The sequence below is a fragment of the Streptomyces sp. NPDC053426 genome, from assembly GCF_055585405.1.
In genome coordinates, this window is record NZ_JBVJKE010000011.1 from 251,523 (window position 1) to 276,220 (window position 24,698).

At 72.7% G+C, this 24,698-nt stretch carries 22 protein-coding genes, 3 tRNA genes and 1 pseudogene; 12 read left to right on the top strand and 14 right to left on the bottom strand.

Annotated elements, in window-relative coordinates; translation table 11 throughout:
* The first annotated feature begins 18 nt into the window (after positions 1-18).
* Positions 19-1,056, top strand: a complete 1,038-nt coding sequence (gene mreB / locus ACZ62B_RS23485) for a rod shape-determining protein (RefSeq protein WP_344564624.1) — start codon at positions 19-21, stop codon at positions 1,054-1,056.
* Between the two features lie 28 nt (positions 1,057-1,084).
* Here the strand turns inward: mreB and ACZ62B_RS23490 are convergent, their stop codons facing one another.
* Positions 1,085-2,038 (bottom strand): anti-sigma factor RsbA family regulatory protein, encoded by a 954-nt coding sequence (locus ACZ62B_RS23490; RefSeq protein WP_469691935.1) that lies wholly within the window; start codon positions 2,036-2,038, stop codon positions 1,085-1,087.
* A complete protein-coding gene (locus ACZ62B_RS23495) occupies positions 2,035-2,337 on the bottom strand; it encodes an STAS domain-containing protein (RefSeq protein WP_344564620.1) in 303 nt (100 codons plus the stop codon). The genes ACZ62B_RS23490 and ACZ62B_RS23495 overlap by 4 nt, the downstream gene beginning before the upstream one ends.
* A 254-nt stretch (positions 2,338-2,591) precedes the next feature.
* On the opposite strand from ACZ62B_RS23495, the gene ACZ62B_RS23500 reads away from it, so the two are divergent.
* Both ACZ62B_RS23500 and ACZ62B_RS23505 read left to right on the top strand, forming a co-directional pair.
* Positions 2,592-3,278, top strand: a complete 687-nt coding sequence (locus ACZ62B_RS23500; protein ID WP_468725803.1) for an ANTAR domain-containing response regulator — start codon at positions 2,592-2,594, stop codon at positions 3,276-3,278.
* A gap of 65 nt (positions 3,279-3,343) precedes the next feature.
* Positions 3,344-3,508 carry a hypothetical protein gene (locus ACZ62B_RS23505; RefSeq protein WP_344564616.1) on the top strand — a complete coding sequence of 55 codons (165 nt, stop codon included), beginning with the start codon at positions 3,344-3,346 and terminating at the stop codon, positions 3,506-3,508.
* Between the two features lie 282 nt (positions 3,509-3,790).
* Here ACZ62B_RS23505 and ACZ62B_RS23510 read toward each other — a convergent pair whose 3' ends face one another.
* From ACZ62B_RS23510 to ACZ62B_RS23525, 4 genes are all read right to left on the bottom strand, one after another.
* Entirely contained in the window at positions 3,791-4,312 is a 522-nt protein-coding gene (locus tag ACZ62B_RS23510; protein WP_344564614.1) for a hypothetical protein, read from the bottom strand.
* A 144-nt stretch (positions 4,313-4,456) separates the two neighbouring features.
* A tRNA-Ile gene (locus ACZ62B_RS23515) sits at positions 4,457-4,533 on the bottom strand.
* A gap of 177 nt (positions 4,534-4,710) precedes the next feature.
* A tRNA-Asn gene (locus tag ACZ62B_RS23520) sits at positions 4,711-4,783 on the bottom strand.
* Positions 4,784-4,788: 5 nt separating this feature from the next.
* A tRNA-Asn gene (locus ACZ62B_RS23525) sits at positions 4,789-4,861 on the bottom strand.
* A 147-nt stretch (positions 4,862-5,008) separates the two neighbouring features.
* On the opposite strand from ACZ62B_RS23525, the gene ACZ62B_RS23530 reads away from it, so the two are divergent.
* The 4 genes from ACZ62B_RS23530 to ACZ62B_RS23545 all read left to right on the top strand — a co-directional run bounded on the left by ACZ62B_RS23530 (position 5,009) and on the right by ACZ62B_RS23545 (position 10,685).
* Positions 5,009-5,314 (top strand): YtxH domain-containing protein, encoded by a 306-nt coding sequence (locus ACZ62B_RS23530; protein WP_344564612.1) that lies wholly within the window; start codon positions 5,009-5,011, stop codon positions 5,312-5,314.
* 150 nt (positions 5,315-5,464) lie between these two features.
* Positions 5,465-6,919: an FGGY family carbohydrate kinase gene (locus ACZ62B_RS23535; RefSeq protein WP_344564610.1), complete on the top strand. Its 1,455-nt coding sequence runs from the start codon at positions 5,465-5,467 to the stop codon at positions 6,917-6,919.
* 104 nt (positions 6,920-7,023) lie between these two features.
* Positions 7,024-8,757 (top strand): ABC transporter ATP-binding protein, encoded by a 1,734-nt coding sequence (locus ACZ62B_RS23540; protein WP_344564608.1) that lies wholly within the window; start codon positions 7,024-7,026, stop codon positions 8,755-8,757.
* Positions 8,757-10,685, top strand: coding sequence for an ABC transporter ATP-binding protein (locus ACZ62B_RS23545; protein ID WP_468725794.1), 1,929 nt, complete (start codon positions 8,757-8,759; stop codon positions 10,683-10,685). The genes ACZ62B_RS23540 and ACZ62B_RS23545 overlap by 1 nt, the downstream gene beginning before the upstream one ends.
* Before the next feature lie 173 nt (positions 10,686-10,858).
* On the opposite strand, the pseudogene ACZ62B_RS23550 reads toward ACZ62B_RS23545, so the two are convergent.
* The 7 genes and pseudogenes from ACZ62B_RS23550 to ACZ62B_RS23580 form a co-directional block, all read right to left on the bottom strand.
* A pseudogene (locus ACZ62B_RS23550) lies at positions 10,859-12,090 on the bottom strand (RNA polymerase sigma factor).
* A gap of 106 nt (positions 12,091-12,196) precedes the next feature.
* On the bottom strand, positions 12,197-14,122 hold the full coding sequence (gene dnaG, locus ACZ62B_RS23555; protein WP_468725793.1) for a DNA primase: 1,926 nt from the start codon (positions 14,120-14,122) through the stop codon (positions 12,197-12,199).
* A 148-nt stretch (positions 14,123-14,270) separates the two neighbouring features.
* Positions 14,271-15,536 (bottom strand): NAD(P)/FAD-dependent oxidoreductase, encoded by a 1,266-nt coding sequence (locus ACZ62B_RS23560; protein ID WP_344564602.1) that lies wholly within the window; start codon positions 15,534-15,536, stop codon positions 14,271-14,273.
* A 92-nt stretch (positions 15,537-15,628) separates the two neighbouring features.
* The gene (locus ACZ62B_RS23565) at positions 15,629-16,903 is read right to left on the bottom strand and encodes a deoxyguanosinetriphosphate triphosphohydrolase (protein ID WP_468889348.1); all 1,275 of its coding nucleotides are present in this window, start codon (positions 16,901-16,903) and stop codon (positions 15,629-15,631) included.
* A 202-nt stretch (positions 16,904-17,105) separates the two neighbouring features.
* Entirely contained in the window at positions 17,106-17,774 is a 669-nt protein-coding gene (locus ACZ62B_RS23570; RefSeq protein ID WP_469691989.1) for a bestrophin-like domain, read from the bottom strand.
* A complete protein-coding gene (locus ACZ62B_RS23575) occupies positions 17,768-17,905 on the bottom strand; it encodes a hypothetical protein (protein WP_344564597.1) in 138 nt (45 codons plus the stop codon). Before ACZ62B_RS23575 ends, ACZ62B_RS23570 begins: the two co-directional genes overlap by 7 nt.
* 148 nt (positions 17,906-18,053) lie before the next feature.
* The gene (locus tag ACZ62B_RS23580; RefSeq protein WP_469691941.1) at positions 18,054-18,821 is read right to left on the bottom strand and encodes a sirohydrochlorin chelatase; all 768 of its coding nucleotides are present in this window, start codon (positions 18,819-18,821) and stop codon (positions 18,054-18,056) included.
* Between the two features lie 212 nt (positions 18,822-19,033).
* Here ACZ62B_RS23580 and ACZ62B_RS23585 point away from each other — a divergent pair, with 212 nt between their 5' ends.
* The 3 genes from ACZ62B_RS23585 to ACZ62B_RS23595 all read left to right on the top strand — a co-directional run bounded on the left by ACZ62B_RS23585 (position 19,034) and on the right by ACZ62B_RS23595 (position 22,667).
* A complete protein-coding gene (locus tag ACZ62B_RS23585; protein ID WP_344564595.1) occupies positions 19,034-19,735 on the top strand; it encodes a SanA/YdcF family protein in 702 nt (233 codons plus the stop codon).
* Between the two features lie 98 nt (positions 19,736-19,833).
* Complete coding sequence (locus ACZ62B_RS23590; RefSeq protein ID WP_344564593.1) at positions 19,834-22,173, top strand: molybdopterin oxidoreductase family protein; 2,340 nt, start codon at positions 19,834-19,836, stop codon at positions 22,171-22,173.
* A gap of 77 nt (positions 22,174-22,250) precedes the next feature.
* On the top strand, positions 22,251-22,667 hold the full coding sequence (locus ACZ62B_RS23595) for a gamma-glutamylcyclotransferase family protein (protein WP_344564591.1): 417 nt from the start codon (positions 22,251-22,253) through the stop codon (positions 22,665-22,667).
* Here ACZ62B_RS23595 and ACZ62B_RS23600 read toward each other — a convergent pair.
* Entirely contained in the window at positions 22,664-23,068 is a 405-nt protein-coding gene (locus tag ACZ62B_RS23600) for a hypothetical protein (protein WP_468725786.1), read from the bottom strand. The two genes, ACZ62B_RS23595 and ACZ62B_RS23600, sit on opposite strands and share 4 nt — an antisense overlap.
* Before the next feature lie 304 nt (positions 23,069-23,372).
* Here ACZ62B_RS23600 and ACZ62B_RS23605 point away from each other — a divergent pair, with 304 nt between their 5' ends.
* Together ACZ62B_RS23605 and ACZ62B_RS23610 are read left to right on the top strand one after the other, a co-directional pair.
* Positions 23,373-23,918, top strand: coding sequence for a hypothetical protein (locus tag ACZ62B_RS23605; RefSeq protein ID WP_344564587.1), 546 nt, complete (start codon positions 23,373-23,375; stop codon positions 23,916-23,918).
* A gap of 118 nt (positions 23,919-24,036) precedes the next feature.
* Complete coding sequence (locus ACZ62B_RS23610; protein ID WP_344564585.1) at positions 24,037-24,687, top strand: class F sortase; 651 nt, start codon at positions 24,037-24,039, stop codon at positions 24,685-24,687.
* Positions 24,688-24,698 lie beyond the last annotated feature (11 nt).

Below are 24,698 nucleotides of genomic sequence, written 5' to 3' on the forward strand. Positions count from 1 at the left end.
CACTCGGGAGGATCCGCCGTGACCGCCAGTCTGGAGCAGCTGCGCCGCTGCCACTTCGCCGTCGACCTGGGGGCGGCCCGCACCCGGGTGTATGTCAAGGGCGCCGGACTCGTCGTCGACCAGCCGTCCACCGCCGCCGTGAACACCCGTACCGGAGCGCTGATGGCGGTCGGCGAGTTCGCGGAGAAGATGACGGGCCGTACGCCGGACTACATCCGCGTCGTACGTCCCGTCTCCGGCGGCACGGTCGTCGACATCGAGATGGCGCAGCGCATGCTGCGGCAGCTCATCGGGGACAGGATGCGCCGCACGCTGCGCCGCAGGCCCCGGCTGCGGGCCGCGGCCTGTGTCCCGCACGACGCCGATCCGCTCGCCCAGCGCGCCGCGATCGAGACGCTGGTCGGTCTCGGTGCCCGCCGGGTGGAGCTGGTCGACACGCTCATCGCCGCCGCCGTCGGCTGCGGTCTGCCGGTGGAGCGGCCCGAGGCCACCATGATCATGGTGTGCGGGGCGGCGGCCACGCAGGTGGCCGTGCTCTCCCTCGGGGCGATCGTGACGGCGGAGCGCGTCCCCGTCGGCGGGGAGGCCGTGGACAACGCGATCGTGCAGCACCTGCGCCACCAGCACGAGCTGATGCTGCCGAGCCAGTCCGTACGGCCCCTGCAGCTCGCCCTGCACGGCAACGGGCTCACCCCGCAGGGCCCGGAGTCGACGGAGATCCACGGGCGGGACGTGGCCACCGGTCTGGCCCGTTCCGTGCGGGTCGACACGGCCGCCGTGCGGCGGGCCATCCAGAGGCCGCTCACCGCCGTCCTCGACGGCATCGGCAAGGTGCTGCGGGAGTGCCCGCCGGACCTGGTCGCCGATCTGGTCGACCGGGGGATCATGATGGTCGGCGGGAGCGCCCTGCTGCCGGGCTTCGACCAGATGCTGCGTCAGGCGACGGGCATGCCGGTGCACATCGCCGAACGGCCGGAACTCTGCGCCGTGCAGGGGCTGGGCGAGATGCTGGAGGGCAGGATCGCACCGATCGTGCTGGACCCGCTGCGCGCCTGAGCGCACGGGCGGGCGGCCGGACGGGCCGTCAGCGGGGGAACCAGCACCTGATCGTCGTGCCCTCGTCCCCGGTGTGCACGCGCACCAGGTCGGCGATCAGGTTGACCATCAGCAGGCCGCGTCCGCCGCGCTGGTCGCGGGAGGCGGGGCGGCGCCCGGCGAGGGGGTCGGTCATCCGGCCCCGGTCGCGCACCTCGCACAGTACGTGGCCGTCCTCGGCCCAGACCCGCAGCACCCCCGAACCGCCGCCGTGCAGCACGCTGTTCGTGGTCAGCTCGGCCGTGGCGAGGGCCAGGTCGTCCAGGGTGACGCCGGTGAGGCCGAGCCGCCGTCCCTCGTCGGACGCGGCGTGCCGGGCCGAGGGCAGCGAATCGGCGGTGAACGGGAAGGTCATCGCGTCCGCCACGAGCGGCAGCGGCTCGTTGTAGCGGGCGACGGCCGCGTCGGGGGCGTACGCCTCGCTGTCCCGCACCGGGAGGGCGCCGGCGGGGATGACGGTGGGGTGGGTGGCGTGGGCGTCGGCGAGGACGTGCGCGGGCAGGCGTACGGCGTCGTAGGGGCACAGGATCGTCGCCGTACGGCCCTGGAAGGCGGCGTTGATCAGTGCCTCGTGCTGGACGCAGGCGGGGTACTCGGTCGCGGAGCGGCCGGCCCAGACGGGCTCGCCGATGATCCGCACCCGCTTCCCGGCCGGCCGGCTGTCGGCGAAGGCGCGCAGCACGCCGGGGATGATCCGGCCGGGGTTGCGTCCGGCCTCGCGCATGTCGAGGAGGCGGACGGCGTCCGCGTCGTCACCGAGCGCGTCCCGGACCATCCGCAGCCGGTCACCGGGCACGGCGACCGCCACGGGCTCGCCGGCCGCGAGCCCCTCGCGCACGAAGGGGACGGTGCCCTCCAGGTACTCCCGGTCGTCCCGGTAGAAGAGGGCGGGGTGGGCGAAGGGACCGGCGGGGGCTTCCAGGGGTTCGGCCGCGGCACTCATGACATCGACACCTCGATCGTCGACAGGTCGGGCCAGAACATGTCCAGCACCCGGCTCAGGGCGGGCGGCGGTCGGCGCACCACGAACCGGCGGCCGTCCCCGAGGCGCCCGGCCGCCGCCGCGAGCGCTCCGGCGCCCGCGACGTCGACGAACGTCACCTCGGACAGTTCCAGGTGGTACACGGCCTCACCCCCGCGCACCGCCTGCTCCAGCACGCGCTCCCAGATCGTATGCGTGGCCAGGCCGATCTCCCCGGCCGCGCGGACACCGCGGCCGCCCTCCAGCGGGCGCACCGTCAAGGACGGCGCCGGAGTCCCGGTCCCGCACGGCGTCCGGTGGTGATCGCCCAACACCCGTCTCCCCACGTTCCCGGGCCTGTACGTACCCCGTCGGTTCCCGGCCATTCCCCGGCACGGTGTGTAGTGCGCCGCAGTCTGGGCAGGCGCACCCGCAGCGCAGCCGGGACCGTGCGCAGCCTACCGCTCCGGTGCCGGCGGCGGCCGAACCCACCCGAAACGCCCCGACCACCCACGAGCACCGACAAGGCGGTGACATGACCTCCGCGGCATCGATCCCTCTCCCGGGAAGGCTGAACACCTTGGTCATCGGCGGTCGCATGGACGCGGACCGGGCGCTGCTCACCCCTCGCGGCGAGCTGGTCCGCGGGTGTGCCCAGGCCCTGGCCGAGAAGCTGGCGCGGCTGCCCGCCGGCACGGCGCGGGTCGACGTGGACATGAGCGGCGTGTACTTCATGGACACGGCGGGACTGGAGTTCCTGGAGGTGCTGCGCGACCACGGCCGGCGCCGGTCGGTGCCGGTCACGGCCACCCGCTGGAACGGCCAGCCGCGCCGCATCCTGGAACTCGCCGGCCTCGACACCACGGACCCGCTGCGCTCCCCGGCGCCGGAGCCGGAGGACGTGCCGTCGCGGGCCGTCTCGGCGGTGGCGCTGGAGCGGGAGGAGCGGCTGCACCTGCTCCAGGAGGAGGTCGAGCAGTTGCGGCAGGCGATCGCCTCCCGCCCGGTGATCGACCAGGCCCGCGGCATCCTGATGGCGACGTACGGCTGCACCTCGGACGAGGCGTGGCACATCCTGCGGGAGGCGTCCCAGCTCTCCAACACCAAGCTCCGCACGGTCGCGGAGGCGCTCACCGCCGGTGCGGAGGCGGAGGGCACCGCCCCGCCCGAGGAGGTCCGCGCCGCCCTGTCCAGGGCCCTGGCCCGCCGCTCGGCACGGTGACACCGGCCCGCGCGGGGTACCCGGCGACGGACCGACCACCGGCCCCGCGATCGGGAGGCAGCACCATGAGCGAGCTGAGCGAGCACACTCCGTCCCAGGCCGAGGGCGACCGGGACGACGACGAGTGGACCACCCCCGAGATCCCGCACTCCACCCCGTCCCAGGCGGAGGGCGAACGCGACCCGTCGGACGCCCCCGCCGCGTCCCACGACAACGCCGAGGACGGGTGAGCCCGGGACCACCGCCTCAGGCCCGTGCGTCCCGCTGCTCCACGTCCTTCGGGACGGCCGCAGCAGTGCCGAAGCCGTCCATGCGGCGGGCGGGGAACGGACCGCCGGACACACGTTCCGTCCCTCCCGTCGCGACGGCCGATGAACGACAGACGGGGGAGCCGGCGCGTCGGCGACCGGCGGATCACGAGAGGGGCCGGGGCGGGGTGCCGGCGGATGCCGGAACCGCCCGCCGCGCTCCCCTTGACCCGGAACCGGTGGAGGAGGACCCGGGGGAAAGTACTACTCGGCCTTCTCCAGCTCGGAGAGCCGGGTCAGTATCCGCTGCGACAGCTCCGCGACCGTCAGCCGGTACGGCGTCCAGCGGTCCTTGGAATCCGGCTTCAGGGAGGCGGCGAACCGGTACTTCCCCTTGCCGTTGGGCTCGCTCACCATCTCGCCGAACACGCCGCTCGGTATCAGCCAGGCGGTCATGATCGCCATGCGCTCGACGTCCACTGCCACGAAGAGCATGTCCAGGTCATCACGAGGTCGGAACGTCTGCGCCCGCACATCGGCCAGATACTGGCCCTTCTGGACGACCGACGTCGTGGACGTGCGCGACTTCACCTGCACGGCCAGGGTCACCGAGCTCCCCCGCCGGTGGAAGACCAGATCCACCCCCGCGTTGTCGGCCTGGGACGTCGAGACGTTCAACTCGCCCTGGGTGGCGAGGATGCAGGTGGCCGCGACCAGGTACTCGGCCGCCTTGCCCATCTGAGCGGCCGACGGACTCTTGTCGAGGTAGTCCTCGTCTTCAGTCATGCCGGGAAGGTACCGGACCGGACCGACAGGGCACGCTCGCCCCCGGCACCGCCAACAGGCCGCGTCACGGGGCGAGTCGAACGCGGCCCGCGCCGCGGGGACGCCGCTCGCCCCTTCGGGGCGGGCGCTCCTCCCTGGTGCGCGTGGTGGGGCGGGTGGGACTCGAACCCACGGCCGACGGATTATGAGTCCGCTGCTCTAACCGGCTGAGCTACCGCCCCATAACGGCGTGTCGCGTACATGTGTGCGCGCCGTCTGCCGCAGCATAGCCGCTCATACGATCTCCTGCTCCGGATGGTCGGCTGCGTACGGTCTTCGTGACCATGGAGACCGCGCCGAGCCTCGCACGGTTCCCCCGGACATGAAAAAGGACCCCTACGGGGTCCTCGTTCACCATGCTCCCCCGACTGGACTCGAACCAGTAACCTGCCGGTTAACAGCCGGCTGCTCTGCCAATTGAGCTACGGAGGACCGAGCTCCCCCGACTGGACTCGAACCAGTAACCTGCCGGTTAACAGCCGGCTGCTCTGCCAATTGAGCTACGGAGGAATGCCTCGTTGCATCGAACGTACCCGCCTGGGTATCCGCCAGGGGGCGCTCGCTCGCTGCGACACATACATTAGCGCAAGCAGGGGGGTGCTCCGCCAATCGGTACTCCCCGGCGCCGTCGCCGGAACAACGGGAAGGGTGGCCGTCATGCGTTACCGGCTCACGTTCGTCGCCGGAGTCGTCCTGGGTTACGTGCTGGGCACGAAAGCCGGACGCGAGCGCTACGAGCAGATGAAGAGGTCCGCGCAGCAGTTCACGCAGAACCCCGCCGTGCGCAACACCGCGGAGAGCGCGGCGCAGCAGGGCCGCGAGTTCGCGGACAAGGCGTACCACGCGGTCAGCGACAAGGTCGGCGACCGCGTGCCCGACTCGGTCGCCCAGCGGGTCCGCACCCTCCGCGAACGCACGGCCCACGGCCCGGCGGAGGACGACTGGGGCACGAGCAACACCTGACAGCACCTCTGGAACCCGGGGTGACTGCCACACCCTCAGGGGCGCGGGGAACTGCGCGAGCAACCACAGACGACCCGCACCCGCGACACAACAACAACCCCAACGGCGCCCACCGCCCACGCAAGCGCCGCGGTACGGCAAAATCACCGTATGGGGATAGTCGCCGGACTGGACAGCGCGCCAGACTTCACTCGCATCGTCGTCTGTGACACGGACACCGGATCCGTACTCAAGCAGGGATACGCCCAGCATCCGGTACAGGGCACCGACAGCGGCGGCCGTCCCTCCGACGTCGACCCGCAGGCCTGGCTGCTGTCCCTCGGCGAGGCCGCGGGCGGCGGCCTGCTGGAGGGCGTGCAGGCCATCGGCGTCTCCGCGCAGGCGAACGCGCTGGTGCCGCTGGACGCGCAGGGCAACACCGTACGGCCGGCGATGACCGGCGGTGACAAGCGGGCGCAGGTCGCGGCGGCGGATCTCATCGACGCGTTCGGCGGGCGCGAGGCGTGGGCGCGGGCCGTGGGCTGTGTGCCGGGGGCCGCGCAGCCGGTGACCAAGCTGCGCTGGATGGCCCGCAGCGAACCGGAGAACGCGGCGCGCACCGCCGTACTGATGCAGGCGCACGACTGGCTGGTGTGGCAGCTCCTGGGCCGGCCGGTGCGGCGCACCACCGACCGGGGCGGGGCCTCCGGCACCGGGTACTGGGCGGCGGCCACCGGCGGTTACCGGCCCGATCTGGTGGAGCTGGCGCTCGGGCACCAGGCGATGCTGCCCGAGGTGATCGGCCCGGCGGAGGCGGCCGGTACGACACCGGAGGGGCTGCTGATCTCCGCCGGTACGGGCGAGACGATGGCGGCGGCGTTCGGGCTGGGGATCGGGCTGGGCGACGCGGTGGTGTCGCTGGGCGCGTCCGGGTCGGTGATGGCCGTGCACCCCGAGGCGCTCGTCGACCAGTACGGGATGATCACCTCCCTGGCGGACGCGACCGGCATGCACCTGCCCGTCGTCACCACCCTGAACGCCGTGCGCGCCCTGCGCGGGACCGCCGAACTGCTCGGGCTGCCCGACCTGGAGAGCCTGTCCGACCTGGCGATGAAGTCGACGCCCGGCTCGCACGGGCTGGTGCTGCTGCCGTACCTGGAGGGCGAGCGCACCCCGAACCTGCCGCACACCGCCGGGACGCTGGCCGGGCTGCGGCGCGAGTCGATGAAGCCGGAGCACCTGGCGCGGGCCGCGTTCGAGGGCATGCTGTGCGGGCTCGCGGACGCGCTGGACGTGCTGCGCGGCCGGGGCGTGGAGGTGCGGCGGGTCTTCCTGCTGGGCCAGGCCGCGGAGCTGCCGGCCGTGCAGTCGGCGGCGCCCGCGCTGTTCGGGGCGCAGGTGGTCGTGCCGCAGCCCGCGGACTACGCGGCGATCGGCGCGGCCCGGCAGGCGGCGTGGGCGCTCGGCGTGTCGCAGGGCACCCTCGATCCGCGCACCCCGCCCGTGTGGCAGGGCGCGGTGGCGCAGGTGCTGGATCCCGGGGAGGACCTGGCGGTGGGACAGGCGGTGCGCCAGCAGTACGTGTCGGTGCGCGAGCAGACCCACCCGGGGGCGTTCCGCGGGTAAGAGGATCCCGTGGATTAATTCGCTTGAGGTAACGCGGGTGGAGTGTTCGACGATAGGGGCCACGGGCAACCAACGCCCCCGCCGACCACTCCGAGAGATTCAGCGTGCTCATACGACTCCTGCGGACCTACCTCCAGCCCTACAGAAGACCCATCGCCTTGCTGGTGCTGCTGCAGTTCCTGCAGACCTGCGCCTCGCTCTACCTGCCCACGCTCAACGCGGACATCATCGACCAGGGCGTCGTCGAGGGTGACAGCGGTTACATCCTGGGCTACGGCGCCCTGATGATCGGCATCTCGCTGGTCCAGGTCGTGTGCAACATCGGTGCCGTGTACTACGGCGCCCGGACCGCGTCGGCGCTGGGACGGGACGTGCGCGCCGCCGTGTTCGACCGGGTGCAGTCGTTCTCCGCGCGCGAGGTGGGTCACTTCGGCGCGCCCTCGCTGATCACCCGTACGACGAACGACGTCCAGCAGGTGCAGATGCTGGTCCTGATGACGTTCACCCTGATGGTGTCGGCGCCCATCATGTGCGTGGGCGGCATCGTGATGGCGCTCGGCCTGGACGTCCCGCTGTCCGGGGTGCTGGTCGCGGTGGTGCCGGTGCTGGGCGTCTGCGTGACGCTGATCGTGCGGCGGCTGCGTCCGCTGTTCCGGACCATGCAGGAGCGGCTCGACACGGTGAACCGGGTGCTGCGCGAGCAGATCACCGGCAACCGGGTGATCCGCGCCTTCGTGCGGGACGAGTACGAGCAGGGGCGGTTCCGCGAGTCCAACACCGAGCTGACCGATGTGTCGCTGCGCACGGGCAACCTGCTGGCGCTGATGTTCCCGGTGGTCATGACGGTGGTGAACCTGTCGTCGATCGCGGTGGTGTGGTTCGGCGCGCACCGCATCGACAGCGGCGGGATGCAGATCGGCGACCTGACCGCGTTCCTCGCCTATCTGATGCAGATCGTCATGTCCGTGATGATGGCCACCTTCATGTTCATGATGGTGCCGCGCGCCGAGGTGTGCGCCGAGCGCATCCACGAGGTGCTGGACACCTCCTCCAGCGTGGTGCCGCCCCTCGCGCCGGTCACCGAGCTGCGCCGGCACGGGTATCTGGAGATCCGGGGCGCGGGCTTCCGCTACCCGGGTGCCGAGGAGCCGGTGCTGAGGGAGGTCGACCTGGTGGCGCGGCCCGGTGAGGTCACCGCCGTGATCGGTTCCACCGGCAGCGGCAAGTCCACGCTGCTCGGTCTGGTCCCCCGGCTGTTCGACGCGACCGACGGGGAGGTGCTGGTGGACGGCGTGCCCGTGGCGGACGTCGAGCCGGCGCTGCTCGCGAAGACGGTCGGACTGGTGCCGCAGAAGCCGTACCTGTTCGCCGGGACGGTGGCGACGAACCTGCGCTACGGCAACCCGGACGCCACCGACGAGGAGTTGTGGCACGCGCTGGAGGTGGCGCAGGGCAAGGACTTCGTGGAGCGTCTCGAGGGCGGCCTCGACGCGCCGATCGCCCAGGGCGGGACGAACGTCTCCGGCGGTCAGCGCCAGCGCCTCGCGATCGCCCGGACGCTGGTGCAGCGGCCGGAGATCTACCTCTTCGACGACTCCTTCTCCGCGCTCGACTACGCCACCGACGCGGCCCTGCGGGCGGCTCTCGGCCGGGAGACGGCCGAGGCGACCGTGGTGATCGTCGCCCAGCGGGTGGCGACCATCCGGGACGCCGACCGGATCGTGGTCCTGGACGAGGGCCGCGTCGTCGGCACCGGCCGGCACCACGAACTGATGGCGGACAACGAGACCTACCGGGAGATCGTGCTCTCCCAGCTGACGGAAGCGGAGGCTGCCTGATGGCGGGGCCCGGAGGACGGATGATGGCCGGGGGCGGCCCCGACCAGCAGACGATCGACTTCAAGGGGTCGAGCAAACGGCTGATCGCGCGGTTCCGGCCGGAACGCGCGACGATCTACGGGCTGCTGGCCTGTGTCGTCCTGAGCGTCGGACTCAGCGTGATCGGGCCGAAGATCCTCGGCAAGGCGACCGACCTGGTCTTCGCCGGCATCGTCGGACGCGACATGCCGGAGGGCGCCACCAAGGAACAGGTGCTCGACTCGATGCGGGAGCGGGGCGAGGGCGACGTCGCCGACATGCTCCGCAGCACCGACTTCACCCCCGGCGAGGGCATCGACTTCACGGCGGTCGGCAACGTCCTGCTGTTCGCGCTGGCGGTGTTCGGGGCCGCGGGCCTGCTGATGGCGGTGGCGACCCGGCTGGTGAACCGCGCGGTCAACCACACCATGTTCCGCATGCGCGAGGACGTGCAGACGAAGCTGTCGCGGCTGCCGCTGTCGTACTTCGACAAGCGGCAGCGCGGTGAGGTGCTCAGCCGCGCCACCAACGACATCGACAACATCGGGCAGACGCTCCAGCAGTCGATGGGCCAGCTGATCAACTCGCTGCTCACCATCATCGGTGTGCTCGCGATGATGTTCTACGTCTCCTGGATCCTCGCGCTGGTCGCGCTGGTGACGGTGCCGCTGTCGTTCGTCGTCGCCACGCGCGTCGGCAAGCGGTCGCAGCCGCACTTCGTGGCGCAGTGGCGGTCGACCGGCACCCTCAACGCGCACATCGAGGAGATGTACACCGGGCACACCCTGGTGAAGGTCTTCGGGCGGCAGGAGGAGTCGGCGGAGAAGTTCGCCGAGGAGAACGAGGCCCTGTACGAGGCCGGGTTCAAGGCCCAGTTCAACAGCGGCGTCATGCAGCCGCTGATGTTCTTCGTCTCGAACATCAACTACGTGCTGGTGGCGGTCGTCGGCGGGCTGCGGGTCGCGTCGGGCACGCTGTCCATCGGTGACGTGCAGGCGTTCATCCAGTACTCGCGGCAGTTCTCGATGCCGCTGACGCAGGTCGCCTCGATGGCGAACCTGGTGCAGTCGGGTGTCGCCTCGGCGGAGCGGGTCTTCGAACTGCTCGACGCCGAGGAGCAGGAGGCGGACGCCTCACCGGCCGAGAAGCCGGCCGAGTCGCGCGGGCGGGTGGCGCTGGAGCACGTGTCGTTCCGGTACGACCCGGAGAAGCCGCTGATCGAGGACCTGTCCCTGACGGTCGAGCCGGGCCACACGGTGGCCATCGTCGGCCCGACGGGCGCCGGCAAGACGACGCTCGTGAACCTGCTGATGCGGTTCTACGAGGTCTCCGGCGGGCGGATCACGCTCGACGGGGTCGACATAGCGAAGATGTCCCGGGACGAGCTGCGCGCCGGCATCGGCATGGTGCTCCAGGACACCTGGCTGTTCGGCGGCACCATCGCGGAGAACATCGCCTACGGTTCCGCGCGCGAGGTCACCCGGGAGGAGATCGAGGAGGCGGCACGGGCCGCGCACGCGGACCGGTTCGTCCGGACGCTGCCCGACGGGTACGACACGGTGATCGACGACGAGGGCAGCGGGGTGAGCGCGGGTGAGAAGCAGCTCATCACGATCGCCCGGGCGTTCCTGTCGGACCCGGTGATCCTCGTCCTGGACGAGGCGACGAGCTCCGTGGACACCCGTACGGAGGTGCTGATCCAGAAGGCGATGGCGCAACTGGCGCACGGGCGTACGTCGTTCGTGATCGCGCACCGGTTGTCCACGATCCGGGACGCGGACACGATCCTGGTGATGGAGAACGGCTCGATCGTCGAACAGGGCGCGCACGAGAAGCTGCTGGCGGCGGACGGGGCGTACGCCCGCCTCTACAAGGCGCAGTTCGCGGAGGCGGTGGCGGAGGTCGACTGACGTTTCCCGCCCCCGCCGCCCTTGCCCGTCCCATCCCGGGGGCGCTGCCCCCGGAACCCCCGCTCCTCAAACGCCGGAGGGGCTGGAAGTCAGCCTCTCCGGCGTTTGAGGAGCGGGGTCTGGGGCGGAGCCCCAGGTTCGGGACGGGAAGGGGCGGCGGGGGCGAGAACAACTCAGTCCAGATACCCCCGCAGCTGATCCGCGAAGGCGTGGTCGCGGAGCTTGTTCAGCGTCTTGGACTCGATCTGCCGTATCCGCTCACGGGTCACACCGAAGAGCCGCCCTATCTCCTCCAGGGTGCGCGGACGCCCGTCGACGAGGCCGTAGCGGAGCTGGACGACCTTGCGCTCGCGTTCGCCGAGGGTGGAGAGGACCGCCTCCAGATGCTCCCTGAGCAGCAGGAACGCCGCCGACTCCACCGGGCTCGCCGCGTCCCCGTCCTCGATGAGGTCACCGAGCGCCACGTCCTCCTCCTCGCCCACCGGAGCATGGAGGGAGACCGGTTCCTGCGCGAGCCGCAGCACCTCCCCCACCCGCTCGGCCGGCAGATCGAGATGCGCGGCCACCTCGCCCGGCGTCGGCTCGTACCCACGCTCCTGCAGCATCCGCCGCTGCACCCGCACCACCCGGTTGATGAGCTCCACCACGTGCACGGGCACTCGGATGGTCCGGGCCTGGTCGGCCAGCGCACGTGACATGGCCTGGCGGATCCACCACGTGGCGTACGTGGAGAACTTGTACCCCCGCGCGTAGTCGAACTTCTCCACCGCCCGGATCAGCCCGAGGTTCCCCTCCTGGACCAGGTCCAGCATGGTCAGCCCCCGGCCCACGTACCGCTTGGCGACGGACACGACGAGCCGCAGATTCGCCTCGATCAGCCGCCGCTTGGCCATCCGGCCCATGACGACGAGCCGGTCCAGGTCGACGGCGAGCCGGCTGTCCAGATCGGGCGCCAGCCGCAGTTTCTCCTCGGCGAACAGCCCCGCCTCGACCCGGCGGGCGAGTTCGACCTCCTCGGCGGCGGTCAGCAACGGGATGCGCCCGATCTCGCGCAGGTACTGCCGGAACAGATCCGAGGAGGGCCCCCCGGTCTCGGCGCGGACGGGCGCGACCGGCCCGCCGGGCTCGACGGGATCGGCCGGCTCGGGCGGTGTCCCGGGATGGTGCGCGACGCGGCTCCGCGCGGGCACGGCGACGAGGACGCCGGCGTCGGGCTGGGTGAGGATCTGGGTCTGGGTCTGCACGGGGGCGACCTCCAGGATGATCGCTGCCAGGGGGTGGGGCAGCGGTACTTCGGGACGGAGTCGGCGGCCTCGCCGCTGTCCGTCCCGTACGCGATGAGCGGACCCGCGGATGTCCGGGACCCGTCGGTGACGGATCGGCCGCGCTCCGAGGACTCAGGCACCGGGACCAGTGTGGGGTACGACACATCGTCCCCACGAGGGGCGTGCGATGACTTTTTGCGTCCGTTCGGTGACCGGCCGCTTATCCCGGCCCGCCCCCGGCCGTCCTCACAGGGCGGCCGCGCCGTGTTCCCGCAGGGCCTGGTCGTACTGCTGGAGGACCCACAGCTCGTTCTGCACCGCGGCCAGTTCGCCCGGGTCGCCGTGGGTGCTGAGGCGGGTGAGGCGGCTGGTGATGTCGCGGATGCGGCGCTCGACCGCGCGGCGGCGGACGGTGACGAGCTGGGCGCCCGCGTAGGTCTCGTCGACCCCCTTGACGCCCCGGTGCAGCATGATCGCCTCGACGGCGAGTTCGGTGACCATGGCGCGGACGGTGTCGTCGGGGGCGGCCTCGCGGACCCGGATCAGGTACTCCTGCGGGTCCTGTACGCCGTGCTCCGCGCCGCCCGCGTCCAGGATCGCCTGGCGTACGGCCGCGTAGGGCGGGGCGGTGAACTCGTCGACGCCGTACGCGTCGAAGGCCGGGGAGACCAGCTCCGGGCGCTGGAGGGCGAGCTTGAGCAGTTCGCGTTCGGTGGCGAAGACCGGGTTGCGGAGGTTGAGGGCGGGACCGCGCGGGGCGGCCTGGGCGGGGGCGTACTGCTGGGCCCCACCGCCACCGCGCTGCTGCTGGTCCGGCGCCGGGCCCTTGCCGCCGCGTTCGCGGGCCCAGCGGGCGAGCTGGGCGACCCGCTTGACGACGAACTGGGTGTCGAGGATGCCGAGCATCCCGGCGAGCTGGACGGCGACCTCGTGCTGGGCGCCGCTGTTCTTGATCCGGGCGACGATCGGCGCGGCCTCGTCGAGGGCGGCGGCGCGGCCGGCGGGGGTGTCCAGGTCGTAGCGGACCACGATCTGGCGGAGGGCGAACTCGAAGAGCGGGGTGCGGGGTTCGGCCAGGTCGGCGACGGCCTCGTCGCCCTTGGCGAGGCGCAGGTCGCAGGGGTCCATGCCGTCGGGGGCGATGGCGATGTAGGTCTCGGCGGCGAACTTCTGGTCGTCCTCGAAGGCGCGCAGGGCCGCCTTCTGACCGGCCGCGTCGCCGTCGAAGGTGAAGATCACACGCGCGCTGCCGTTGTCCATGAGCAGCCGGCGCAGGATCTTGATGTGGTCGCCGCCGAAGGCTGTGCCGCAGGTGGCGATGGCGGTCGTCACCCCGGCGAGGTGGCAGGCCATGACGTCGGTGTAGCCCTCGACGACGACCGCGCGGGAGGCCTTCGCGATGTCCTTCTTCGCCAGGTCGATGCCGTAGAGGACCTGGGACTTCTTGTAGATCGCGGTCTCGGGCGTGTTGAGGTACTTCGGGCCGTTGTCCGCCTCGTAGAGCTTGCGGGCGCCGAAGCCGACGACCTCCCCGCCGATGTCGCGGATGGGCCACATCAGCCGGCCGCGGAAGCGGTCGATGGGGCCGCGGCGGCCCTCCTGGGAGAGCCCGGAGAGGATCAGCTCCTTGTCGCTGAAGCCCTTGCCGCGCAGGAAGCGGGTGAGGTGGTCCCAGCCCTGGGGGCTGTAGCCGACGCCGAAGTGGACGGCGGCGGCCTGGTCGAAGCCGCGGTCGGCGAGGAAGCTCCGGCCGGTGTCCGCCTCGGGGGAGGTCGCGAGCTGTTCCGCGTACCACTCGGCGGCGATCTTGTGGGCCTCGACCAGGCGGATGCGTTCGCCGCGCTGGTGGGTGGGGTTGTACCCGCCCTCCTCGTAGCGCAGGGTGATGCCGGCCTGTCCGGCGAGGCGCTCGACCGCCTCCGAGAAGGAGAGGTGGTCGACCTTCATCACGAACGTGATGGTGTCGCCGCCCTCCTGGCAGCCGAAGCAGTGGAAGAGTCCCTTGCTCGGGCTGACCTGGAAGGACGGCGACTTCTCGTCGTGGAACGGGCAGAGCCCCTTGAGGTTCCCCCCGCCCGCGTTCCGCAACTGGAGGTACTCGGACACGACGGCGTCGATCGGAACCGCGTCCCGAACCGCCTTCACGTCCTCGTCATTGATCCGTCCTGCCACGCGTGAATTCTACGGGGGCGAACTGACACCCCGGGGAGCTGAAGCGCCCCCGGAGGGGCGCGGGGCTGTGACATATGCGGCTCCGCCGCGCGGGCGCGAGAAACCACGGCGGCGCCGCACACGCGATGCGACAGAACCCGGCAGACGCCTAGGCGACAAGACTCTCCAGCGGCACATGCGGATCCGCCAGCGCCTCCGTGTCCACCCGCACGCCGGAGCGGATCAACCCCTGGATCGGATCCGTGACATCCCACACATTCACGTTCATCCCCGCCAGCACACGCCCCTCCCGGACCCAGAACGCGATGAATTCCCGCTTCCCCGCGTCACCACGGATCACCACCTGGTCGTACGACCCCGGCGGCGCCCACCCGGAGTACTCCATCCCCAGGTCGTACTGGTCGGTGAAGAAGTAGGGGACGCGATCGTAGACCTCCTCCCGGCCCAGCATGGAGCGCGCGGCCGCCGGCCCGCCGTTGAGCGCGTTGGCCCAGTGCTCCACCCGCAGCCGCGTGCCGAAGAGGGCGTGCGGGAAGGACGCGACGTCCCCGGCCGCGTAGATGTCCGGATCCGATGTACGCAGCCGTTCGTCGACGAGGACGCCCCCGCCGTCCGCGCGGTCGGCGAGCTCCAGTCCCGCCGCCTCCGCGAGGGACGTGCGGGGGGCCGCGCCGATCGCCGCGAGGACGGCGTGCGCGGGGTGCTCCTCGCCGTCGTCGGTGCGGGCGGCGAGGACCATGCCGTCCTGGCCGGTGATCTCGGTGAGCGTGGCGCCGAAGTGGAAGCGGACGCCGTGCTCGCGGTGCAGCTCGGCGAAGAGCTGGCCGAGCTCGGGTCCGAGGACCGAGTGCAGCGGGGTCTCGCCGCGGTGGACGACGGTGACCTCCGCGCCGTACTCGCGGGCCGCCGCCGCGATCTCCAGGCCGATCCAGCCGGCGCCGGCGATCACCAGATGGCCGTTGTCGCGGCCGAGGGAGGCCAGGACGCCCTTGAGGCGTTCGGCGTGGGCGAGGCGGCGCAGATGGTGGACGCCCGCGAGGTCCGTGCCCGGGATGTCCAGGCGGCGGGGTTCGGCGCCGGTGGCGAGCAGCAGTTTGTCGTAGCGGACGACGGTGCCGTCCTCGCCGAAGCGGACGGTCCGCGCGGCGCGGTCGATGGCGTCGACGGTCTGGCCGAGGTGCAGTTCGATGTCGTGGCGCGCGTACCAGGCGGGTTCGTGGACGAAGACGCTGTCGCGTTCGTCCTTGCCGAGGAGGTAGCCCTTGGAGAGGGGCGGACGCTCGTAGGGGTGGTCGCGTTCGTCGCAGATCAGTATCACGCGGCCGGTGAAGCCCTCCGCTCTCAGCGTCTCGGCCGCCTTGGCGCCGGCCAGTCCGCCTCCGACGATGACGAATGTCTGATCCGCGTCGACCACGTGATGCCTCCTCGTAACGGTGTAGCCACCTGTGAGCGTCCCGCACTCAGCATGATGCCGGAAGGGGAAGCGACCCGATCAGGCAGCACGGCTCATGCCTGCCCCGTGAGCCGGGCGTGAAGCGAGCGGGCCGAGGCGTCGGTGAGCGACGCGATCTGGTCGACGATCACGCGCTTGCGGGCGCGGTCGTCCGGGGCCCGCTCGAACAGGGTGCGGAACTGGGGGTCCAGGCCGTCGGGGGCGCGGGAGGTGAGTGCCCCGGCCAGTTCGAGCACGACGATCCGCTGGTCGGCGCGGAGCAGTTCCTGTTCGGCGCGCTGCATGACGTACCGGTCGGCGACCGCCTTGAGGACCGCGCACTCCATGCGGGTGCTGCGCGGTACGACCAGCTCGGCGCCGTATCTGGTGAGGCGCCCGGCGCCGTGGGCCTGCCGGGTGGCGCCCTCGGCGGCGAGGCAGAAGCGGCCGATGAGCTGGCTGGTGGCGTCCTTGAGGCGGGCCTGGGCGACGGCGGTGCCGTCGTAGCCGTGCGGCCACCACTCCTGGCCGAGGAGGCGGTCGAGGGCCTCCGCGAGTTCGGCGGGGTCGGTGCCGGCGGGGACGTACCGGCCGACGGCGACGGCGAAGACGGCTTCCCGCTCCGGAGTGGAGTGCAGGCAGTCCGGGTCGATGTGGCCGGCGTGCAGGCCGTCCTCCACGTCGTGCACCGAGTAGGCCACGTCGTCGGACCAGTCCATGACCTGGGCCTCGAAGCAGGTGCGGGTGGAGGGGGCGTCCTTGCGGAGCCAGTCGAAGACGGGGCGGTCGTCGTCGTAGACGCCGAACTTCGGGGAGGCCGGGTCGGTGGGGTGGGCGCCGCGGGGCCAGGGGTACTTGGTGGCGGCGTCGAGGGCGGCGCGGGTGAGGTTGAGGCCGACGGAGCCTTCGGGGGTGAAGCGCTTGGGTTCGATGCGGGTGAGGAGGCGGAGCGACTGGGCGTTGCCCTCGAAGCCGCCGCAGTCCTCGGCGAACTCGTTCAGCGCCTGTTCGCCGTTGTGGCCGAAGGGCGGGTGCCCGAGGTCGTGGGAGAGGCAGGCGGCCTCGACGAGGTCGGGGTCGCAGCCGAGGGCGGCGCCGAGTTCGCGGCCGACCTGGGCGCATTCGAGGGAGTGGGTGAGGCGGGTGCGGGGGCTGGCGTCCCAGACCTGGCTGTGCTCGCCGGGGGTGACGACCTGTGTCTTTCCGGCGAGGCGGCGGAGGGAGGCGGAGTGCAGGACGCGGGCGCGGTCGCGTTGGAAGGCGGTGCGGCCGGGGCGTTTGTCGGGTTCGGGGGCCCAGCGGGCGACTGACGTCGGGTCGTATGCGGGGGGCGGTGCGGTGCCTTCCATGTCATGACAGTAAGGGGAGGGTGTGACAGTTGGGAGGTGTGATCGCGTGGTCGGGGGTGTGGTGGGTTCTTTCGCCCCCGCCGCCCCTTCCCGTCCCTGGGGGGCGGAGCCCTCAGGCCCTCTTTGCGCCCACGCGGCGGAGCCGCGTGTCGGCACGGCCCCGCGCCCCTGTACGCGCGCCCCTCGATGGAACAGGGTCGGCTCAGGCGGTGCGGATGCCCTGGTCGTCGCAGGGCAGTTCGTCGGCCTCGTTGTCGGCGAGGAAGTCGCGGGCGGCCTGCTTTTCCACATCGGCGATCGCGGTCGGCTCCACCTTGACGACGCCGTAGAAGGGGCTGTCGACGTTCTGGATGATGCACAGGGCCGTGGTCAGCAGCGCGGTGACCACCACCAGCGCGATCACCTGGCCGCGGTTGTTCCTGCGGGGCAGGCACATGCCGAGGCCGATCACCGTGATGACCAACGTGGCGAGCAGGAACCAGAAGATGGCGTCCGGGATGCTGGGGGTGGCCTGGGTCAGCCGCTCCTCGCGCTCGTCGGAGCGTTTGTTGTCGGCGGCGACCAGCATGCCGAAGACCGGCTCGCCCTCCAGGGCGCGGAAGGTCCGGCGCAGGTCCGTCGACCACACGCTGGGGGCCGCCGACTTGTCGCCGTCGGCCATGGCCGGCCACTCCTGGGTACGCACGGCGCGGGCGTAGCAGACGGCGTCGGCCTGGATGCGCGCCTGCTGGGCCTGCGGGGCGTACTCGGCGATCTCGACGAGCTGGTCCACCGCGCGGGCTTCGCCGCGGGCGGCGACCTCGGCCTTGCCGTAGGAGCTGCTGGCGGTGGCCAGGACGAACGCGAGGAGCAGAACGGTCAGCGTCAGCAGGGGCCGACGAGGTCCTTGACGGCCATCCCGGTGTCATCGTCCTCGCTGAACAGCCTCGGCCGCAGGAACCGGTTCGCGGCGAGGCCCGCCAGCAGAGCCAGGACGGCGGCGACGATGACGACAACCACCACGGGGAGGACACCTCCGGCACGGCCGGGAGCCTCTTGTCGGCTCCGGCGGGGTGCCGATCATGGCCCGGCGCTCGAGGAGGCGGGAACAGGGGAAACGTTCGGTCGCCCCCGCACGAGGGACACCCGTTGGACCGTGCGGCCGATCCCCTCAGAAGGCCGACGCGAGTTCCAGGGGTGGGGTGGACGGGGTCCGCAGGGCCTGGTCGTAGCGGTGCAGGAGGAGGTGGGCCATCGCGGGGTGGGTGGCCAGGGGGGCGGACGCGATACCCGGGGCCGCCGCCGCGCATTCCGTGGCGAAGCGGCCGGGGGCCGTGAAGTAGGAGGCCACGGCCACGCGGTGGCGGCCCCGGGCGGCCAGGGCGCGGACGGCGTCGGGGACCGTGGGGGGCGCGGCGGAGGCGTACGCGGGGACGACGGGGACGCCGAGGCGGTCGGCGAGCAGCCGCGCGGTGCGGTTCGTGTCGGTCCTCGACTCGGGGTCGCGGGAGCCGGCTGCGGCGAGCACGACGCCGCTCGCGCGGCGGGTCGCCCCGTCGGCCGGGGTGCGCCAGCCGGCCTCGGTGAGGCGGGCGTGCAGGGCGTCCACGAGCAGGGGGTGCGGGCCGAGCGGTGCGGCCACGCGCGTGTGCAGCCGTGCCCCGGCGGCCATCTCGGGGATGTCCCGCTTGACGTGGTAGCCCCGGCTGAGCAGCAGCGGTACGAGGACGGCGGCGTCGGTGCCGCGCGCGTCCAGCTCGGCGAGGGTGTCGGGGAGCAGGGGCGCGTTCAGCTCGATGTGGCCCAGGTGCACGGGCAGGCCCGGCCGCAGTGCGCGGACGCGGTCCAGGAGTTGTCGTACGGTGCGCAGCGCGCGCGGGTCGCGGCTGCCGTGGGCCACGACGACGAGGGCGGGAGGGTTCGTGGTGTACGTCGTCATGCACCGATCGTGGATGCGGCACGTTGCCTTCCCGTTGCGCGGGCGTGACGGGTGTTTTCCGGCCGTTCACCATGCGGACGGCGACGGGTGTGAGGCGGTCCGGCCTGGGAGTTCGTCCCTGGCCGTGAAGTCGGTCACAGTGCGTGACGTGAACCGGAAGGCTCGGCGGGGCGTCTCTCACGGTCGAGGACCGACCGGGGAGGGCCCGTCCGATGCGCCGTTTCAGAGTCCGCCGTCCGCGTCTGCCGCGCACCCGCACGGGGCAGCGGCGGCTGGCGCAGGGGGTGGTGGCGGTGTGCGTGCTGGCGCTGCTGCCGGCGACCTGGCTGCGCGTGACGACGGACGACCGGCTGCGCACCACCGCCGACGTGCCGCGCACCGACGTCGCCGTGGTCTTCGGCGCGGGTCTGTGGGACGGGGAGCCGTCGCCGTATCTCGCGCACCGGCTGGACGCGGCGGCGGAGCTGTACCGCGCGGGACGGATCGAGGTGGTCCTGGTCACCGGCGACAACAGCCGCGAGGAGTACGACGAGCCGGACGCGATGCGCGCGTACCTGACGCGGCACGGCGTCCCCGACGCGCGGATCGTCAGCGACTACGCGGGCTTCGACACCTGGGACTCCTGCGTCCGCGCGAAGAAGATCTTCGGCGTGGACCGCGCGGTGCTGATCAGCCAGGGCTTCCACATCCGCCGCGCGGTGGCCCTGTGCCGGACGGCCGGCGTCACCTCGTACGGCATCGGCGTGGACGACCGCCACGACGTCACCTGGTACTACGGGGGCGTCCGGGAGATCTTCGCGGCGGGGAAGGCGGCCCTGGACGCCGCCTTCCGCCCGGACCCGCGCTTCCTCGGGCCGAGGGAGCCGGGGGTGGAGCGGGCGCTCGAGGAGGCGTCCGCGCAGGGGGCCGGATGAACCCCTCACCGCGGGGCGCGACCGGCGGGGAGGTCGCCGTACCCGGGGTGTAACAACGGCCGGTGCGGTGCGTAACACCGGGGGCGCAGCCTGGGCGTATGCGAGACACCGTGACGCCCACGCACTGCCCCTACTGCGCCCTGCAGTGCGGGATGAATCTGACGCCGGCCCCCGACGGGAGAGCCGTCGAGGTGAGTGAGCGTGCGGACTTCCCGGTGAACCGGGGGGCGCTGTGCGGGAAGGGGCGTACGGCGCCCGCCGTGCTGTCGTCGAGCGTGCGGCTGACCTCGCCGCTGGTGCGGTCCGCGGGGGGCGCGCTGGTGCCGGCCTCCTGGGAGGAGGCGCTGGCGCGGGTCGCCGGGGGGCTCGGGCGGACGCGTGCGGAGTACGGGGCGGACGCGGTCGGGGTGTTCGGCGGGGGCGGGCTGACGAACGAGAAGGCGTACTCGCTCGGGAAGTTCGCGCGGGTGGTGCTGGGGACCTCCCAGATCGACTACAACGGGCGGTTCTGCATGTCGTCGGCCGCGGCGGCGGGCGGCAAGGCGTTCGGCCTCGACCGGGGACTGCCGTTCCCGCTGGAGGACGTCCCGCGGACCGGGTGCGTGATCCTGGTCGGGTCGAACCCGGCGGAGACCATGCCGCCGTCGCTGCGCTACTTCACCGAGCTGAGGGAGAACGGCGGCACGCTGATCGTCGTCGACCCGCGCCGCACGAAGACCGCCGAGCAGGCCGATCTGCACCTGGCGCCGCGTCCCGGCACCGATCTCGCGCTGGCGCTGGGTCTGCTGCACCTGATCGTCGCCGAGGGGCGCACCGACGAGGCGTACATCCGCGAGCGCACCAGCGGCTGGGAGGAGACCCGGGCCGCCGCCATGGCGCACTGGCCGGAGTACGTGGAGCGCATCACCGGCGTGCCCGTTCCCGAACTGCGGGAGGCCGTACGGCTGTTCTGCGAGCCGGAGGCCGCGATGGTGCTCACCGCGCGCGGGCCCGAGCAGCAGTCCAAGGGCACGGACACGGTGGGCGCGTGGATCAACCTGTGCCTGGCGACGGGGCGGGCGGGCCGGCCGCTGTCCGGGTACGGGTGTCTGACCGGGCAGGGCAACGGGCAGGGCGGGCGCGAACACGGGCAGAAGGCCGACCAGTTGCCCGGCTACCGCAAGCTGACGGATCCGGCGGCGCGGGCGCACGTCGCCGAGGTGTGGGGCGTGGACCCCGACTCGCTGCCGGGGCCGGGGCGCAGCGCGTACGAGCTGCTGGACGCGCTCGGTACGGACATCCGCTCGCTGCTGCTGATGGGCTCCAACCCGGTGGTGTCGGCGCCGCGCGCCGCGCACGTCGAGGAGCGGATCCGCTCGCTGGACTTCCTGGCGGTGTGCGACGTGGTGCTGTCGGAGACGGCCGCGCTCGCCGATGTCGTCCTGCCGGTGACGCAGTGGGCGGAGGAGACGGGGACGACGACGAACCTGGAGGGCAGGGTGCTGCTGCGGCGGCGTGCGATCACGCCGCCGGAGGGCGTCCGCAGCGACCTGGAGGTCATGCACGAGCTGGCCGCACGGCTGGGCGGCGACCGGAACCTGGAGAAGGGCTTCCCGACCGACCCCGAGGAGGTCTTCGAGGAACTGCGCCGGGCCAGCGCGGGCGGCCCCGCGGACTACTCCGGGATCACCTACAGGAGGCTGGCGGAGGAGAACGGCGTGTTCTGGCCGTGCCCGGCGCAGGTGGACGGCCCGCTGAACGCGGGCAGCACCGGGATCGGAGCCGGGACCGCCGAGACCGGCACCAGCACCGCCGCCGATCCTCGCGGTATCGGCGGTGCCGGACACGCTCCGCGGGATGCCGCCGGGCTCGGCGCCCTGCTCGACGACCCGGCGCGGGCCGACGCCGCCGGCCGGCTCGACACCGCCGACGGCGCTTCCGCCGCCCGCCCAGGTGCCGCCCCCGGCATCCACCCCGGCACCCCCCGCCTCTTCCTCGACCGGTTCGCCACCGAGGACGGGCGGGCGCGGTTCGCTCCGGTGTCGCACCGGGCGGTCGCCGAGGAGCCCGACGACGAGTACCCCGTGCTGCTGACCACCGGCCGGGTCGTGGCGCAGTACCAGTCCGGTGCCCAGACCCGGCGCGTCGACGAGCTGAACGCCGCCGCGCCCGGCCCGTTCGTGGAGCTGCACCCCCGGCTCGCGGAGCGGCTCGGCGCGGCAGAGGGCGCCCCGGTGGCCGTGGTGTCCCGGCGGGGGCGGGCGGTGGCGCCGGCCAGGATCACGACCGCGATCCGCCCGGACACGGTGTTCATGCCGTTCCACTGGGCCGGTGAGGGCCGTGCCAACACCCTCACCAACCCCGCCCTCGACCCGACCTCCCGGATGCCCGAGTTCAAGGCGTGCGCGGTACGCCTCGAGGCGGTGGAGGCCGGCCGGCCCGCGCCTTCCACGCCGTAGCGGCCACGGGTGCGCGCGGGGTGAGAATCGTTCCCGCAAGGCTCCGCGCTCCACCGACCGTCCGCGCAGGTGAACCAGTGCTCCTCCCCTTCTTCGTCTACGGCACCCTCCGCCCCGGCGAGACCAACCACGACCTCTTCCTGCGCGGCCGCACCCTGCGCGAGGAACCCGGCCGGCTCCGGGGCGCGGTGCTGTACGAGGGGCCCGGATACCCGTACGCCGTCGAGGAGCCGGGCTCCGTGGTGAGCGGGGAGCTGGTGACCGCGCTGCCGGAGGCGTACGCGGGGCTGCTCACCGAGCTGGACCGGCTGGAGGAGTACGTGCCGGGCGATCCGCGCAATCTCTACGAGCGGGTGGCGCGGGACGTCGTCCGGGCCGGCGACGGCACGGCGGTACGGGCCTGGGTGTACGTCGCCGCGCCCGCCGTCGCCGCCCGGCTGCGGGTACGGGGGAAGCCGATCGAGGGCGGGGAGTGGCGGGGGGCGAGAGCCTAGACGCGGCCCCGCGGCCGTCGTCCCCGCACACCCCACGAGCGCCGTGCCCGTGCCTCGTACGGCCCTCGCGCCCGGGTCCTCCGCAGTCGCCGCTCGACGGACAGGCCGGCCAGTCCGACCGCCCCGACGCCGAGCACCCACGTGCCGGTGACGACGTCCTCGCCCGCCTCGCGCTGGAAGGCCAGCTGCTCCTCGTAGGTCCTCTCGTCCCCGTCCCGGGTGTGGCACAGATCGCCGGGCTCCATCAGCGAGGAACGCTCCTCGCCGTCCGGACCCATGTTGATCCAGGAGCACTCGGCCTCGCCGCTCAACCCGTGGCTCGTCACCCCCTGGCCGGCCTGGAACAGCCCCCAGAGCACGAGGGCCCACACCGCCGGCAGCACGCCGGTGCGTACTCTCACTCCGCCCCACCTCCCCGCACGCGATCCTCGCAGACGCGCCGGTCACCCGTTCACCCCCGTGTGCCGCATCCTTCGGGTGCTTCACCGCGACCGGATCGGCGCGACACCGGTGACCTGCTGAAACGCGACAAAGGACGGCGACCGTCCGGGTGCCCCTGACACCCGTTCAGCCCGCCTCCTGACGCTCCCTCAAGGAGCGGTACGGCCCCGGTGGCACTTACCTCGAAGAGGCAGGGACGCGTCCGACGGCGGCACATGGGGGTGCCGCGGGCCGTGGCCCCTCCGTGAACCCGAGGGAGCATCGATGCGACGTACCGCCCGGCTGCTGACCGGCATGACCGGCACCGCGCTCGCCGTGGCCACCGCGGGGCTGCTCGCCGCGCCCGCGTACGCCGGGGAGAGTGCCGGCACGTCGACGGGGAGCCTGGAGGTGTACCCGTCCTCGGTCGCGCCGGGATCGCACGTCACGGTGAACACCGCGGCGTGCGGTGACGGCGGGACGGCGGCGGGCGACGCCACCGCCGTGGGCGCCGGCCGGTTCACGCTGGCGCCGAGCACGCACGAACGGGACGCGATCGGACAGTTCCAGGTGCCGCCGAGCGCGCAGCCGGGGACGTACGAGATCGTCGCGACGTGCGACGGGAGCGACCGGCGGGTGGCCGGTGACCTGGTGGTCACGCTGACGCCCGACGCGCGGCAGGTGGCTCCCCGGGGGAGTGTGAAGACGGGGGTCGGAGGCGCGCTGGGCCCCGACCCCGTACAGACCGCGGCCGGTGTGACGGCTCTCGCCGTCGCCGCCGCGGGCGGTACCTGGCTCCTGCATCGCCGGGCGAGAGGCGATGACATCTGACGGGCACCCTCCGCTGCCCGTCCCCGCCGGTACCGCAAGTCCCCTCCCCCTCCGGGTCCGACGCCCCTCGCGGCCCGGAGGGGGCACGGGGGCCGATCCGAGATGAGGTCAGTCCGTCATGCGCCGCAGGTTCCGCCGGGCCGGGGGTCCGGGCAACGCAGCGATAGCCGCCGTCACGGTGTGCGCCCTGTGTGCGGGGATGTGGCTGCTGCGCGACGGGACCGGGACGCAGGCGCCGCCGCAGCCGTCCGCCGCCCAGGCGCACGCGGAGGACGACGACCGCGGCGCGGACCGGGCCTCGGCCCCCGCCCTGCCGCCCTCCCCTCCCGACCGCATCCGCATCCCCGCGATCGAGGTGGACGCGCCCCTGACGGGCCTCGGCCTGACGAGGACCGGCAGTCTCGACGCGCCCCCGGCCGACCGCGAGAACCTGGCCGGCTGGTACGAGGCCGGCACCACCCCCGGAGAGACGGGCACCGCGATCGTCGCGGGCCACGTCGACAACGCCGACGGCCCCGCCGTCTTCTACTCCCTCGGCGCCCTGCGCAAGGGCAGCGTCATCGAGGTGGACCGCCGCGACGGCACCGTCGCCGTGTTCACGGTGGACGCCGTCGAGGTGTACGACGCCCGGGACTTCCCCGACGGGAAGGTGTACGGCGCGGCGCCCCGCCCCGAGCTACGGGTCATCACCTGCGGCGGGGGTTACTCCCGGACCACCGGCTATCAGGGGAACGTCGTCGTGTACGCCCACCTGACCGGCAGCCGCTGAGCCGAAGGACG